14 protein-coding genes are annotated in these 13,048 nt (G+C 66.0%); 7 read left to right on the forward strand and 7 right to left on the reverse strand.

Features of this window, described 5'->3' with window-relative positions; translation table 11 throughout:
• Nucleotides 1–3 precede the first annotated feature (3 nt).
• Entirely contained in the window at nucleotides 4–702 is a 699-nt protein-coding gene (locus tag FJV43_RS22940; RefSeq protein ID WP_239621249.1) for a glutathione S-transferase family protein, read from the forward strand.
• Between the two features lie 72 nt (nucleotides 703–774).
• Here the strand turns inward: FJV43_RS22940 and FJV43_RS22945 are convergent, their stop codons facing one another.
• Complete coding sequence (locus FJV43_RS22945; RefSeq protein ID WP_239621251.1) at nucleotides 775–972, reverse strand: cysteine-rich CWC family protein; 198 nt, start codon at nucleotides 970–972, stop codon at nucleotides 775–777.
• A gap of 113 nt (nucleotides 973–1,085) precedes the next feature.
• Here FJV43_RS22945 and FJV43_RS22950 point away from each other — a divergent pair, with 113 nt between their 5' ends.
• The 3 genes from FJV43_RS22950 (at nucleotide 1,086) to FJV43_RS22960 (ending at nucleotide 4,328) form a co-directional block, all read left to right on the forward strand.
• Entirely contained in the window at nucleotides 1,086–2,642 is a 1,557-nt protein-coding gene (locus FJV43_RS22950; RefSeq protein ID WP_239621253.1) for a DUF1800 family protein, read from the forward strand.
• Nucleotides 2,643–2,644: 2 nt separating this feature from the next.
• Entirely contained in the window at nucleotides 2,645–3,862 is a 1,218-nt protein-coding gene (locus FJV43_RS22955) for a DUF1501 domain-containing protein (RefSeq protein ID WP_239621258.1), read from the forward strand.
• Between the two features lie 142 nt (nucleotides 3,863–4,004).
• A complete protein-coding gene (locus FJV43_RS22960; protein WP_024340421.1) occupies nucleotides 4,005–4,328 on the forward strand; it encodes an antibiotic biosynthesis monooxygenase in 324 nt (107 codons plus the stop codon).
• Between the two features lie 13 nt (nucleotides 4,329–4,341).
• Here the strand turns inward: FJV43_RS22960 and FJV43_RS22965 are convergent, their stop codons facing one another.
• The 6 genes from FJV43_RS22965 to FJV43_RS22990 form a co-directional block, all read right to left on the reverse strand.
• Nucleotides 4,342–5,283 carry an aldo/keto reductase gene (locus FJV43_RS22965; protein WP_239621263.1) on the reverse strand — a complete coding sequence of 314 codons (942 nt, stop codon included), beginning with the start codon at nucleotides 5,281–5,283 and terminating at the stop codon, nucleotides 4,342–4,344.
• 256 nt (nucleotides 5,284–5,539) lie between these two features.
• Nucleotides 5,540–5,995: a GNAT family N-acetyltransferase gene (locus FJV43_RS22970; protein ID WP_239621265.1), complete on the reverse strand. Its 456-nt coding sequence runs from the start codon at nucleotides 5,993–5,995 to the stop codon at nucleotides 5,540–5,542.
• A gap of 151 nt (nucleotides 5,996–6,146) precedes the next feature.
• A complete protein-coding gene (locus FJV43_RS22975; protein WP_239621285.1) occupies nucleotides 6,147–6,959 on the reverse strand; it encodes a PAS-domain containing protein in 813 nt (270 codons plus the stop codon).
• A gap of 128 nt (nucleotides 6,960–7,087) precedes the next feature.
• Entirely contained in the window at nucleotides 7,088–7,246 is a 159-nt protein-coding gene (locus FJV43_RS22980) for a hypothetical protein (RefSeq protein ID WP_035672192.1), read from the reverse strand.
• 73 nt (nucleotides 7,247–7,319) lie between these two features.
• Entirely contained in the window at nucleotides 7,320–7,496 is a 177-nt protein-coding gene (locus FJV43_RS22985; RefSeq protein WP_162832045.1) for a hypothetical protein, read from the reverse strand.
• Between the two features lie 153 nt (nucleotides 7,497–7,649).
• A complete protein-coding gene (locus FJV43_RS22990) occupies nucleotides 7,650–8,300 on the reverse strand; it encodes a glutathione S-transferase family protein (protein ID WP_239621290.1) in 651 nt (216 codons plus the stop codon).
• A 549-nt stretch (nucleotides 8,301–8,849) separates the two neighbouring features.
• Between FJV43_RS22990 and FJV43_RS22995 the strand changes: the two genes are divergently transcribed.
• The 3 genes from FJV43_RS22995 (at nucleotide 8,850) to FJV43_RS23005 (ending at nucleotide 12,968) form a co-directional block, all read left to right on the forward strand.
• Entirely contained in the window at nucleotides 8,850–10,052 is a 1,203-nt protein-coding gene (locus FJV43_RS22995) for a pyridoxal phosphate-dependent aminotransferase (RefSeq protein ID WP_239621292.1), read from the forward strand.
• Nucleotides 10,053–10,226: 174 nt separating this feature from the next.
• Nucleotides 10,227–10,706 carry a DUF992 domain-containing protein gene (locus tag FJV43_RS23000; RefSeq protein ID WP_239621294.1) on the forward strand — a complete coding sequence of 160 codons (480 nt, stop codon included), beginning with the start codon at nucleotides 10,227–10,229 and terminating at the stop codon, nucleotides 10,704–10,706.
• Nucleotides 10,707–10,919: 213 nt separating this feature from the next.
• Nucleotides 10,920–12,968, forward strand: a complete 2,049-nt coding sequence (locus FJV43_RS23005; protein ID WP_239621296.1) for an elongation factor G — start codon at nucleotides 10,920–10,922, stop codon at nucleotides 12,966–12,968.
• Nucleotides 12,969–13,048 lie beyond the last annotated feature (80 nt).

Here is a 13,048-nt window from a genome sequence, read left to right on the forward strand (position 1 = left end):
CCCATGTCACTCAAACTCTACGAACTCGTTGGCACCGACACGTCGCGTCCGTTCAGCCCGTATTGCTGGCGCACCCGGATGGCGCTGGCGCACAAGGGGCTGGCGGCGGAATCGCTGCCCTGGCGCTTCACCGAGAAGAGCACGCTTCAGCCGCACGGCTCGGAGAAGGTGCCGGTGCTGTTGCACGACGACGAGCCCGTGGTCGATTCCTGGACCATCGCGAATTATCTGGAAGACAAGTTTCCCGATCGTTCGTCGTTGTTCGGCGGCGAGGGCGGCCGCGCCATGGCGCGCATGATCAATGCCTTCGGCGACATCGCCATCGTCGGCGGCATCTTTCCGCTGATCGTCGCCGACATCCCGAACAACCTCGCCGAGGTCGACGCCGTCTATTTCCGCAAGTCGCGCGAGGCGCGCTTCGGCGGCAAGAGTCTGGAAGAGGTGATGGCGAGCCGCGACACCGGCGTGGTCGCGTTCCGCAAGTCGCTGGAGGTGATGCGGCAGGCCCTGAAGAAACAGCCCTATCTCGGCGGAAACGCGCCGAACTACGCCGACTACATCGTGTTCGGCGGTTTTCAGTGGGCGCGGGTGGTCAGTCCGTTCAAGCTGCTGGAGGCGGACGATCCGGTCTATGCTTGGCGCGAAAGACTGCTCGACGCGTTCGACGGCATGGCGCGGACATCGCCGGGGTTTGCGCTGTAGGGCTCGCTGCCTCCATACTGTTGTCTTGGGGAACGCCGGGATGACACGGAGAGTGCGGATACGTTCTCGCGTCTAACCAGCAGCCTCTGCCGCAGCCTTCCGCAAGCACTCCCGGCACAGACAATCCTCGCCCTCGAGCGGCATCGGCAGTTTTGCCGTCTCCTCCGCGCACCAGCACGTGCCCGAGAGGTCGCAGCCGAACTCGGTGCCGCAGCGGGAGCAGGCGAGGCGGCGCGGTTCCTGCAACGCGGATTCTTTCGGATTTGTCATGATCTACGCCGAAGCTTCGCCGTCATTTTCATGTCGGGTTCATCTGTCGCTGCGGTATATTACGCGCCGCGCACGTATCAGGAAAGCGGCTCCAACGCGCGAAGGACAGATCGATGGCCCGCGATGCGCAAGCTGCCCTCGTCGCGCTCAACCGCTTTGGCTTCGGCGCCCGCGGCGGCGCGTCGGGCGATCTCATCAACGCAAGCTCCGACCCGCGCGGCTTCGTGAAGGCCGAGCTTGCGCGTCCCAACGGCGTGCTGCTGGAAGTGTCGGGACTGCAATCGACGCCGCAACTCGGGCAGGCGGTGTTTGCCTATCAGGACCAGGTCAAGCAGGCGCGCGAGGCGGCGAAGGCCGCCGCGCCCGCTGAGACGCCGCCGGCCGCGCCGACCGAACGGAACGCCGGGCTCCGCCGCAATCCATCGCTGAACGCGGCGGCGACGGAGATCGCCGGCCAGATGGGGGAGGCGAAGCCTGCGGACAATGCGGCAAAGCCGGACGCCATGCAGCCCAACGCGGCGGCACCGCCGGCCGCAAAGCCCGCGCCGCAGCCGCTCAACGTGATCCAGAAGACCTTTCGCGCCGAAGCGCTGGCGCGGTTGCAGCGCGCGACGCTGGCCGAGTGCGGCTTCACCGAGCGCCTCGTCGCGTTCTGGTCCAACCATTTCTGCATCTCCGCCAGCAAGGGCGAGCTGACACGGATCTGGGCAGGTGCGTTCGAGCGCGAGGCGATCAGGCCGCACGTGCTCGGGCGCTTCGCCGACATGCTGAGGGCGGTCGAGCAGCATCCCGCGATGCTGTTCTTTCTCGACAACCAGCAATCGCTCGGGCCGGATTCGCGCGCCGGGCAGAACCGCAAGCGCGGGCTGAACGAAAATCTCGCGCGCGAGATCATGGAGCTGCATACGCTCGGCGTCGGCGGCGGCTACACGCAAGGCGACGTCACCTCGCTCGCGCGCATCATCACTGGCTGGACCTTCGCCGGCCGGCAGGGGCAGCTGGGGTCGCCCGGCTCCTTCGTCTTCAACGTCAATGCGCATCAGCCCGGGCCGCAAGTCCTGCTCGGCAAGAGCTACGAGGCCACCGGGCTGGCACAGGGCGAAGCCGCGCTCGCCGACCTCGCTCGGCATCCGTCGACCGCGAATTTCATCGCCACCAAATTCGTCCGTCACTTCGTCGCAGATGATCCGCCGCCGGCGCTCGTTGCGCGCCTGCGCGACGTCTTCGTCAAGTCCGACGGCGATCTCAAGGCGCTTGCCATGGCGCTGGTCGATTCCGACGAGGCGTGGAGGGCGCCGCTGACCAAGATGCGCTCGCCTTACGATTTCCTGGTCGCGAGCGGCCGGCTGCTCGCGCGTGTGCCGGAGGATCCGAGCCGCTATCTCAACGGCCTCAACCTGCTTGGTCAGCCGCTATGGTCGCCGCCGGGCCCCAACGGCTTTCCCGACACCAATGCCGCCTGGGCCGCGCCTGAAGGCATCAAGCTCAGGCTGGACATCGCGGCGCAGATCGGCGCGCAGCTCGGCAACAACATCGATCCGATCGACCTCCTGGAGTTCGCAGCCGCCGATGCAGCCTCGATCGAGACGCGGCGAACCATCGAGCGCGCGGAGTCGCGACAGCAGGCGCTGGCGCTGCTGTTGATGTCGCCGGAAATGCAGCGGAGATGAAGATGATCGACTGCGTCGAAAACCGACTCCTCACCTCGCGCCGCGGCCTGCTGCTCGGCGGCGCCTCCTTCGCGGCCTGGGCCTACCTGCCGAAATTCGCCCGCGCCGCCGGTGGGCGCGATCCGCGATTGATCGTGGTGATCCTGCGCGGCGCGCTCGACGGTCTCTCGACGGTCGGGCCGATCGGCGACCCCGACTATGCCGGCCTGCACGGATCGATCGCGCTCACCGCCGATGGTGCGCATCCCGCGGTCATGCTCGATTCCTTCTTCGCGCTGCATCCGGCGATGCCGGAATTTGCGCGCATGTATCGCGACAGGCATGCGGCAGTTGTTCACGCGGTGGCGACGCCCTACCGCGACCGCTCGCATTTCGACGGCCAGGACGTGCTCGAAAGCGGCTTTGCCGGCCCGGGACGCGTGCAGTCCGGCTGGCTCAACCGCGCGCTGGAAGCGCTGCCGCGCGGCGAACGCGTGTCGAGCGGTCTCGCCGTCGGGCCGACCACGCCGCTGGTGCTGCGTGGCAACGCGCCCACTGTCGGCTGGGCGCCGGTGGCGCTGCCGCAGGCGGACGACGACACCGCGATGCGCCTCATGGAGCTCTACCGTCACCGCGATCCCGCACTGGCCTCGGCGTTGTCGCAAGGCCTCCAGCTCGACAAGGTCGCAGCCGGCGCAGATATGAAGGCGAAGGGCGGCAACGCCGTCGCGCAGATGCGGCAGGTCGCGCGCGGCGCGGCGAAGCTGATGGCGGCCGATGACGGCCCGCGCATCGCCGCGCTCGCCTTCGACGGCTGGGACACGCATGCCAATGAAGGCGGCCCTGTGGGTCGTCTCGCCTTCCTGCTCGGCGGCCTCGACGGCGCGCTCGCCGAGTTCGAAAGCGGCCTGGGGGATCGCTGGCGCGAGACCGTCGTCATCGTCGCCACCGAGTTCGGCCGCACCGCGCGCATCAACGGCACCGACGGCACCGATCACGGCACGGGAACGATCGCGCTGCTCGCAGGCGGCGCGGTCAAGGGCGGCCGCGTCATCGCCGACTGGCCTGGCCTCAAGCTCGCCAACCTCCACGAGGCCCGCGACCTCAAGCCGACGACGGACCTGCGCTCCGTGATCAAGGGCGTGCTGCAGGACCGGTTCGGCCTGTCCGATCGCGTGCTGGCGGAGACGGTGTTTCCGGATAGCGCAAGCGCACGGCCGATGAAGGGGCTGGTGGCTTAGGCCGTCATTCCGGGGCGCACGGAGCACGAACCCGGAATCCGTTCATCGACTTGTTCCGTGGCGAAATGGATTCCGGGCCAGCGCCTTGCGGCGCATCCCGGAATGACGACATGATGGGCCGAGCATCAGGAGAGACCACCCAATGTACATCGCCATGAACCGCTTCCGCGTCGCCAAGGGCTCCGAGGCTGCTTTCGAGCAGGTCTGGCTTTCGCGCGACACCCATCTCGACAAGGTGCCGGGCTTCGTCGAATTCCATCTGCTGAGGGGCCCCGAGCTCGAGGACCACACGCTCTACGCCTCCCACACCGTGTGGGCGAACCACGCCGCGTTCGAGGCCTGGACCAAGTCGGAGGCGTTTCGCGCGGCGCATCACAAGGCGGGTGACAACAAGCCGCTTTATCTCGGCCATCCCCAGTTCGAGGGCTTCGAGGTGGTGCAGACGGTCGGGCGCGGCGCGAAGTAGCGCGCCGCAGAGCTCAGCCCAGAGTGATCTTGTCGATCTCCGCCATCTCATCCTCGCTGAGTTTCCAGGCGATCGCCTTCACGTTCTCCTCGATCTGCTCGACGCGCGTGGCGCCTGCGATCACGCTCGACACCTGCGGGCGCGCGGCGAGCCAGGAGAAGGCGAGCTCCAGCATCGAACGGCCGCGCGACTTGGCGAAGGCCTGGAGCTTCTCGACCATGTCCTCGTTGCGCGGCGTGACGTAGCGGTCGCGCAGCGCCGGCGCCTTGGCGAAACGGGTGTCGGCGGGTGCCGCCGCGCCGCGCTGGTACTTGCCCGTGAGCAGGCCGCTCGCGAGCGGGAAGAACGGCAGCAGGCCGAGCCTGTACTCTTGCGCAGCCGGCAGCAGGTCCTTCTCGATGTCGCGAACCAGCAGGGAGTATTCGTCCTGGCAGGAGACGAAGCGGCTGACATTCATCGCGCGCGCGGTGAACTCGGCTTCCGCGATCCGCCAGGCCGGGAAGTTGGAGTTGCCGATGTAGCGCACCTTGCCTTGCCGGATGAGATCGTCGAGCGCACGCAACGTCTCTTCCATCGGCGTCAGCGGATCGTAATCGTGCTGCTGGTAGAGGTCGATGTAGTCGGTCTTGAGCCGCCTCAGGCTCGCCTCGACCGCATCCATGATGTAGCGGCGCGAGGCGCCCTGCCTGGTGCCGTCGGTCGCCATCGGCTTGGCATATTTGGTGGCGAGCACGATGTCCTTGCGGCGGTCGCCGAGCACGGTGCCGAGCACCGTCTCCGAGCCGCCCATCCCGGCATAGATGTCGGCGGTGTCGAACAGCGTGATGCCGAGATCGAGTGCGCGATGGATCACCTTGCGCGAGGTCTCCAGATCCGTGCGCTGGCCGAAATTGTTGCAGCCGAGCCCGACCGCAGACACGCGAAGGCCGGAGGCGCCGAGATTGCGAATTTCCATGGGAGATCCTGTCAGATGAGCAGCGGCACATTGTGACCACCGTGCGCCGCATCAGCAAGCTGATGCCTGCGCTGCTGCCATGCAGACAATCCCGGACAAAAAAATGCGGCCCCTGTCAGACGCGGCGACTGACGGGGGCCGCTTTGGGGCGCTTGATCGGTGACGGGGGCCTGACCAGACGCAGGCGCAGCGTAGTCTTGCTGTGTTACGCGCGGGTGACAGGCGGAGTTATCCACAGGACTCCAGGGCGCAGCACTCAGAAGATCTTGCGATAGACGATGAAGCCGGACCGCTCCGCGACCTTGTCATACAGGCGCTGCGCCGTGAGATTGGTCTCGTGCGTCTGCCAGTACACGCGCGGCGATCCCGCGAGCTTTGCCCGCTCATAGACGCCATGGATCAGCGCCGAGGCGACGCCCTTGCCGCGCGCGGATTCGAGCGTGAACAGGTCCTGCAAATAGCAGGACGGCTCGATCGCGGTGGTGCTGCGATGAAACAGATAATGCGTCAGCCCAAGCAGGCGGCCGTCGTCCTCGGCCACCAGCGCATGCATCGGCTCATAGGCATCGAAGAAGCGCTGCCACGTCATCTTCGTAATCTCGGGCGCCAGGGCGGTCGAGCCCGAGCGGCCGTAGAAGGCGTTGTAGCCGTCCCACAGCGGCAGCCATTGATCGTAATCCTGCCTGGTGACGGCGCGAATGGTGAGGGACATGAGAGAATTCCGGGATCGATGAAGCGTCCTTCATACGTGATGAAGGGTGCGCCGATCAATTGCGCCGTCACCTGGGCAAGATGGCATTGGGTGAATCGGAGCAGGCTCAGAACTGCCCCGAGCGCCATCGGAGCTTTGATTTCAACATGCTCTACTCCGCGATGCGCAGGTAGCGGGTCAGCTTGCGGTTTGCGGGGTCGCGCAGCGAGCGGTAGTAGTCGGCACGTGATGGCTCGTCGGTGTGGCGCACGAGGTCGGTCACCGGGGTGTAGCTCAGCATGCGTCCACCGTCGGGCAGCGCGGTGCAGACGAAGCGCAGCACCTCGCCGTTGCTCAATTTGATGTTGATCGGCGTGGCATCGCCGCCCCGCACCATCTCCATGCGTCGTGCGATGAAGGTGCCGAGCTCCTCCTCCGGCAGCTCGAACGCGCCGGTGTCGCGGCCGTGATACATCAGCGCGATGAAGGGCGGCTTGCTTTCGGCGATCACGTCCGGCACCGCAAAGTAATCGCGGAACGCGCGGTTGATGAATTCGGCCCGGGTCTCGGCATCGAGCAGCACGATGCCGATATCGACCTGGTCGAGCGCGGCCGACAGCCGCGCGGCCGTGGCGTGGCTCCGGCGCTCGGCCGCGACCGTGCCGAGCAGCCGCTCGCGCATCAGGCCGGTGATGCCGGCGGTGCCGACAGCCGTGACGGTCAGGAGACCGAGCCGGACCAGATCGGCGGCGCCATAGCCGGAAACGCCGTGGCGGTTGAGGAAGAACAGCGCCGCGCCGATCACTGCGACAACGGCGGTGGTCATGGCGGAGGCGAGACCCGCGAGGGCGCCGGCGAGAGCCACGATGCAGACCAACAGCGGCGCGGGCGAGGGGGTGGGGAAAAGGCGATCGAACAGCATTGCCAGCAGCAGGGCCGCTGCCGTCAGCGCCGGACCTGAAATCGCGCGCCATCCGAACCGCATGGACCAGTCTCGCTCCTCACGAACGAGGTCAGGCCGCAACACTGACTGATTGTTGCGTGACTGCGATGCGGTTTCGTGCGGCGTGCTTAAGGCGCGCTTGCGTGCAAGCCTCAAGCTTTCGGATGATTTTAGACCATGTGCGCGTGCTTGACGCGTTGTTGCAGTGCGGGCGCATTCAGCGTCGACGTCCCCACGCCCTTGCGCGTGCCGACGATGATCAACAGCGATGCCGCGACCAGGATGGCCGCGGTCAGGGTGATTGCAACGACTACCACAGGTGATTTCATCGACGTCCTGTCGCGATGCCGGTCGGCGCGGGCCGCACGGCGCCCTGAAGGCAGGTCCAGGATGAAACGGGAATCAGACCGGCAGGCCCATCGCCATGGTCGCCTTGGTCGACAGCACCGTCAGGGTGACGATCAGGCACAGCGAGAGCGCGGCGACGGCGAGCGAGGCCGCGACCGCATGGGTGAGCCGGGAAGACGCGACGGTAGCGGATGGGCTCTGAAAGCCTGCCGTGCCGGACGCCCGCATCATGGTCTAAATCCTTCAACACGCGAGCGAATCACCCGCGACTCTCCGGAATTTCCCAGTTTCAACCGGCAATATTGCGGCGGCCATCGCGCCAAAAATGGCGAGATTGCGGCAAAGGGGGCCCTTGTGCCCGCTATTCGCCCGGGCATGGCGCCGTCAGGCGCCCGCCGCGATGCTGGCGGGGTCGTCGATGTCGGCCGGGCGCCAGTCCATGGTCACGAAGCCGGGCGCGGCTTCGACGCGCTCGAGCCAGTCCCGGATCGCCGGGAAGGTGGAAAGATCGAAATCGCAGCGGTCGGCGAGGTGGGTATAGCCATACAGCGCGATGTCGGCGACCGTGAGCTGGCGCGCGGCGAAGTAGGCGTTGGTCTTGAGATGGTTCTCCATCACCTGGAGCGCGCCATAGCCGCGCTCCATCCAGTCCTCCAGCGAATGGGTCTGGAGATCGCGGCCACCCTTGACCAGCGACAGCCAGAAATAGGCAGCGCCGATATTCGGCTCGAGCGCGTGCTGCTCGAAGAACATCCATTGCAGCGCCTCGGCGCGATCGATGCGGTTTTCCGGCGCCAGCGGCGTGCCGACGGCGACGTACCAGAGGATGGCATTGGACTCGGCGAGATAGCGGCCCTCGCCGACCTCGAGCAGCGGCACCTGTCCCGACGGGTTCTTGCCGAGAAAGTCCGGCGTGCGGCTCTCGCCGCGCAGGATGTCCACCTCCACCGCTTCATAAGGCAGGTTGAGCAGCGCCAGCGCAAGGCGGACCTTGTAGCTGTTGCCCGAGCGTTGCATCGAATAGAGCTTGTACATTCTGCAGTTCGAATCCGAGGACGTGAAGACGCGGCGATCGTTGCCCCGCGAGGCGGCTAAACAATGATGCCGATGCGAATCCGCCGCAAGAGCCGGCCAATAGAAAAACTTGAAAACCCTGCCGCACTGCAATGTTGCGGAAGATCATTTCCGCGCGACGATGCAACTCCGTTCACGCTTGCGTCAACGCGGGGAGGCATTGCCCTCCGAGATCGTCAAGCAGGTGTGCATCGTATCGACGATCGGAGACGGATTGATGCCTCCGCATCGAGATGGCCGGGACCAGCCTAGGCCTGACGGCAATGTTTCTTTCACGACGGCCCATCCGCAAAATTGCTCCGAGGACAGGCCTTGCCGGATATGAGGAATTTGGCCGGCAAAGTTACGGAACATTGCGGTCGGGGCGCTCCGAAACGCCGGAAATCGGCAATCTTTTTCGAGATCGGGCCGAAGTTTCTTGCGGCGCAGCGGCACACGTTTTAGGGTGGCTCATTCCCACAATTGGAGTCGTGAGGCGAAAGGCTTCACGACGCTCGCCAGGAGATGATGATGTCCTTCCTTGCCGCTGCGCTCGACCGTGTGAAGCCGTCCGCGACCATCGCGGTCACGGATAAAGCACGCGCGCTGAAAGCGGCTGGCCGCAACGTCATCGGCCTCGGCGCCGGCGAGCCCGACTTCGACACGCCCGCCAACATCAAGCTGGCGGCGATCCACGCCATCGAGGCCGGCAAGACCAAGTACACCGCGGTGGACGGCATTCCCGAGCTGAAGGAAGCCATCATCGCCAAGTTTCAGCGCGAGAACGGCGTCGCCTACAAGCCGAACCAGATCATCGTCGGCACCGGCGGCAAGCAGGTGCTCTACAACGCGCTGATGGCGACCATCAATCCGGGCGACGAGGTGATCATTCCCGCGCCCTATTGGGTCAGCTATCCCGAGATGGTCGCGCTCGCCGGCGGCGAGCCGGTGCCGGTGGTCTGCACCGCGGCGACCGGCTTCAAGCTCCAGGCAGAGGCGCTCGAGCGCGCGATCACGCCGAAGACCAAATGGGTCATCCTGTGCTCGCCATCGAACCCGACGGGAGCCGCCTACACGCGTTCGGAACTGAAAGCACTCACCGACGTGCTGGTGAAGCATCCCCATGTCTGGGTGATGACCGACGACATGTACGAGCATCTCGTCTACGACGACTTCCAGTTCACCACCGTCGCGCAGGTCGAGCCCGGCCTCTACGACCGCACGCTCACCGTGAACGGCGTCTCCAAGGCCTATTGCATGACCGGCTGGCGTATCGGCTATGCTGGCGGTCCGGCGCATCTCATCAAGGCGATGGCGACGATCCAGTCGCAATCGACCTCGAACCCGTGCTCGATCGCGCAGTGGGCCTCGGTCGAGGCGCTCAACGGTCCGCAGGAGTTCATTCCCGCCAACAACAAGGTCTTCAAGGAGCGCCGTGACCTCGTCGTCTCCATGCTCAACCAGGCGAGCGGCATCGAGTGCCCGCGCCCCGAAGGCGCGTTCTACGTCTATCCGTCCTGCGCCGGCACCATCGGCAAGAGGGCGCCGTCGGGCAATGTGATCTCCAACGACGAGCAGTTCGTCACAGAGCTCCTGGAGACCGAAGGCGTCGCCGTGGTGCAGGGCTCGGCCTTCGGCCTGGGACCTGCGTTCCGCATCTCCTACGCGACCAAGACCTCGGACCTCGAAGACGCCTGCAAGCGCATCCAGCGCTTCTGCGGCAATCTGCGCTGAGGCTCTGCCGCGAGAAGACATCGAAAAGGCCCGCCTCTGGCGGGCCTTTTTAGTTGTTTGCACGCTTATCCTCGTGCGCGATCTGGCACCACCACGGCTGTTGTGGCATAGACCGTCACGCAACACGGGTGGGGCGCTCTCTCTGCTCGCATCATATCATCGCCGGAGACATTCATGCGCCGTTCATTCCTCCTCGCAGGGCTCGCCGCCGCCAGCCTCCTTGCCTCCGTCGCGACCGGTGGCGCGCAGCAGCGGATGACGCGGATCGGCGTGCTCGAGTGCCGCGGCGGCGCCAGTGTCGGCTTCATCGTGGGATCGGTAACCCATCTCGGCTGTGTGCTGCGCGCCGACGGCTTGCCCGACGACCGCTACGTCGCGACCATCCAAAAGGTCGGCCTCGACATCGGCATCACCCAGGAGACGGCCTTGGCCTGGGGTGTGTTCGCACCGGTCGACCGGCTCGGCCCCGGCGACCTCTCCGGCAATTACGTGGGCGCGCAGGGCAGCGCCTCGGTCGGTGTCGGACTTGGCGGCAACGTTCTGGTCGGCGGCTCCAACAACTCGATCTCGCTCCAGCCGCTCAGCGTGCAGGGCCAGGTCGGCCTCAACGTCGCCGCCGGACTCGAAAGCCTGGAACTGCGTCCGGGGCGGTAAGCTGCAACGCCGGCATTGCATTCACCTCTCCCGCTGGGGGAGAGGTGGAACGCCGCCGATAGGCCGATTGGATCCCAAAAGGCACTATAAAACTAGATCCAACTGACGACGCACCGCAGCGACTTTTGATGCTTGCCAAATCTCGGGGAGGGGCAGAGCATCGGCGCTTGCCGACCCAATCACGGGCCGAGCTCCACACCAAGGAGGCGGCGAATGGGACAAGACGTCAGAAGTCCCCGAGGTCCACGGTGCATCGCGCTGGTGGGCCCTTTCCAAAGCGGTAAAACCACACTTCTTGAAGCAATCCTGGCGCGAACGGGCGCGATCCCGCGCGCCGGCAGCGTCGATGCCGGAACTTCCGTCGGTGACGCCACGCCGGAGGCCCGTCATCACAAGATGACCGTCGGACTGACTGCCGCGACCACGAGTTTCATGGGCGACAGCTACACTTTCCTCGATTGTCCCGGTTCCGTCGAGTTTGCCCACGACATGCGCGCCGCGCTTCCCGCGGTCGACGCCGCGATCGTGGTCTGTGAGGCCGACGAGAAGAAGCTGCCGCAGCTCCAGATCATCCTGCGCGAGCTGGAGGAGTTGAAGGTCCCGCGTTTCCTGTTCCTGAACAAGATCGATCGCGCCAACGAGCGCATCCGCGAGACGCTCGCCATGCTGCAGCCCGCCTCGCGCGTGCCGCTGGTGCTGCGCCAGATCCCGATCTGGAAGGACGAGTTGATCGAGGGCTTCGTCGATCTCGCGCTGGAACGCGCCTTCATCTATCGCGAGCACAAGGCCTCCGAGGTGATCACGCTCGAAGGCGGCGATCTCGATCGCGAGAAGGAAGCCCGCTTCTCGATGCTGGAGAAGCTTGCCGATCACGACGATGCGCTGATGGAGCAACTGCTCGAGGACATCCAGCCGCCGCGCGATGCCGTGTTCGACGATCTCGCCCGCGAATTGCGCGAAGGCTTGATCTGCCCGGTGCTGCTGGGCTCGGCTGCGCGCGAAAACGGCGTGCTGCGCCTGATGAAGGCGCTGCGCCACGAGGCGCCCGGCATCGCGGAGACGGCGAAGCGTCTCGGCGTTCCCGAGACCAAGGACGGGCTCGGCTACGTCTTCAAGACACTGCATTCGCAGCATGGCGGCAAGCTGTCGCTGACGCGCCTGCTTGCCGGCCATCTCGACGACGGAGCGACGATGCAATCCGCCTCCGGGGGCTTGGGGCGCATCTCCGGTATCCTCGCCGTCAACGGCGCCTACGACACCAAGCGTGCCTCGGCCGAAGCCGGCGACACGGTGGCGCTGGCCAAGCTCGATGCGATCAAGACTGGCGACACGGTGTCGAACGGCAAGACGCCGCCCGCGGCCTTGATCACGATCGAGCCGACGCCGCCGGTGCTCGCGATTTCGATCGCGGCCGTCGATCGCAAGGACGACGTCAAGCTCGGCCAGGCGATGACGCGGCTGCATGAGGAGGATCCGTCACTCGTCGTCGTGCAGAACGCCAAGACCCATGACACCGTGCTGTGGGGGCAGGGCGAGATGCACCTGCGCGTGGCCGGCGAGCGGCTGCGCGATCGCTTCGGCGTCAAGGTCACCTCGCAACCGCCCGGGATCGGCTACCAGGAAACCATCCGCAAGCCGATCACCCAGCGCGGGCGGCACAAGAAGCAGTCCGGCGGCCACGGTCAGTTCGGCGACGTCGTGCTCGACATCAGACCGCTGCCGCGCGGCGACGGCTTCAGGTTCGGCGAGAAGGTCGTGGGCGGCGCGGTGCCGCGCAACTACATCCCGGCGGTGGAAGAAGGCGTGGTCGACGGATTGGCGCGCGGCCCGCTCGGCTTCCCCGTCACCGACGTTGAAGTGACGCTGACCGACGGCTCCTATCACAGCGTCGATTCCTCCGATCTCGCCTTCCGTACGGCCGCGCGGATCGGGCTCAACGAAGGCCTGCCGCAATGCCAGCCGGTCTTGCTGGAGCCGATCCACATGGTCGAGATCGTCTGCCCGACCGACGCCACTGCCAAGATCAACGCGATCCTGTCGGCGCGGCGCGGCCAGATTCTCGGCTTCGATACCCGCGAGGGCTGGAGCGGCTGGGACTGCGTCCGCGCCATGATGCCCGAAGCCGAAATCGGGGAGCTGATCGTCGAGCTGCGCTCGGCCACCGCCGGCGCCGGCAGCTTCACCCGCCAGTTCGACCACATGGCCGAGGTCACCGGCCGCGCCGCCGACCAGATCATCGCCGCGCATCAGCACGCGGCGTGAATCTGCCTCTCGCGCGGTGACAGAGGGACAGTAAGGGAGGCGCCGCTCTCTCACGCCCTCTTCCCGTTCTTACGGGGCGA

This window comes from Bradyrhizobium sp. I71, from assembly GCF_022354745.1.
Lineage (GTDB): Bacteria > Pseudomonadota > Alphaproteobacteria > Rhizobiales > Xanthobacteraceae > Bradyrhizobium > Bradyrhizobium liaoningense.

Coding starts and splice junctions, on each gene's coding strand:
- FJV43_RS22980 (WP_035672192.1), bottom strand. CDS start 7,246: ATGAAATCACCTGTGGTAGTCGTTGCAATCACCCTGACCGCGGCCATC.
- FJV43_RS22950 (WP_239621253.1), top strand. CDS start 1,086: ATGGCCCGCGATGCGCAAGCTGCCCTCGTCGCGCTCAACCGCTTTGGC.
- FJV43_RS23000 (WP_239621294.1), top strand. CDS start 10,227: ATGCGCCGTTCATTCCTCCTCGCAGGGCTCGCCGCCGCCAGCCTCCTT.
- FJV43_RS22955 (WP_239621258.1), top strand. CDS start 2,645: ATGATCGACTGCGTCGAAAACCGACTCCTCACCTCGCGCCGCGGCCTG.
- FJV43_RS22985 (WP_162832045.1), bottom strand. CDS start 7,496: ATGATGCGGGCGTCCGGCACGGCAGGCTTTCAGAGCCCATCCGCTACC.
- FJV43_RS22965 (WP_239621263.1), bottom strand. CDS start 5,283: ATGGAAATTCGCAATCTCGGCGCCTCCGGCCTTCGCGTGTCTGCGGTC.
- FJV43_RS22975 (WP_239621285.1), bottom strand. CDS start 6,959: ATGCGGTTCGGATGGCGCGCGATTTCAGGTCCGGCGCTGACGGCAGCG.
- FJV43_RS22990 (WP_239621290.1), bottom strand. CDS start 8,300: ATGTACAAGCTCTATTCGATGCAACGCTCGGGCAACAGCTACAAGGTC.
- FJV43_RS22970 (WP_239621265.1), bottom strand. CDS start 5,995: ATGTCCCTCACCATTCGCGCCGTCACCAGGCAGGATTACGATCAATGG.
- FJV43_RS22945 (WP_239621251.1), bottom strand. CDS start 972: ATGACAAATCCGAAAGAATCCGCGTTGCAGGAACCGCGCCGCCTCGCC.
- FJV43_RS22995 (WP_239621292.1), top strand. CDS start 8,850: ATGTCCTTCCTTGCCGCTGCGCTCGACCGTGTGAAGCCGTCCGCGACC.
- FJV43_RS22960 (WP_024340421.1), top strand. CDS start 4,005: ATGTACATCGCCATGAACCGCTTCCGCGTCGCCAAGGGCTCCGAGGCT.
- FJV43_RS22940 (WP_239621249.1), top strand. CDS start 4: ATGTCACTCAAACTCTACGAACTCGTTGGCACCGACACGTCGCGTCCG.
- FJV43_RS23005 (WP_239621296.1), top strand. CDS start 10,920: ATGGGACAAGACGTCAGAAGTCCCCGAGGTCCACGGTGCATCGCGCTG.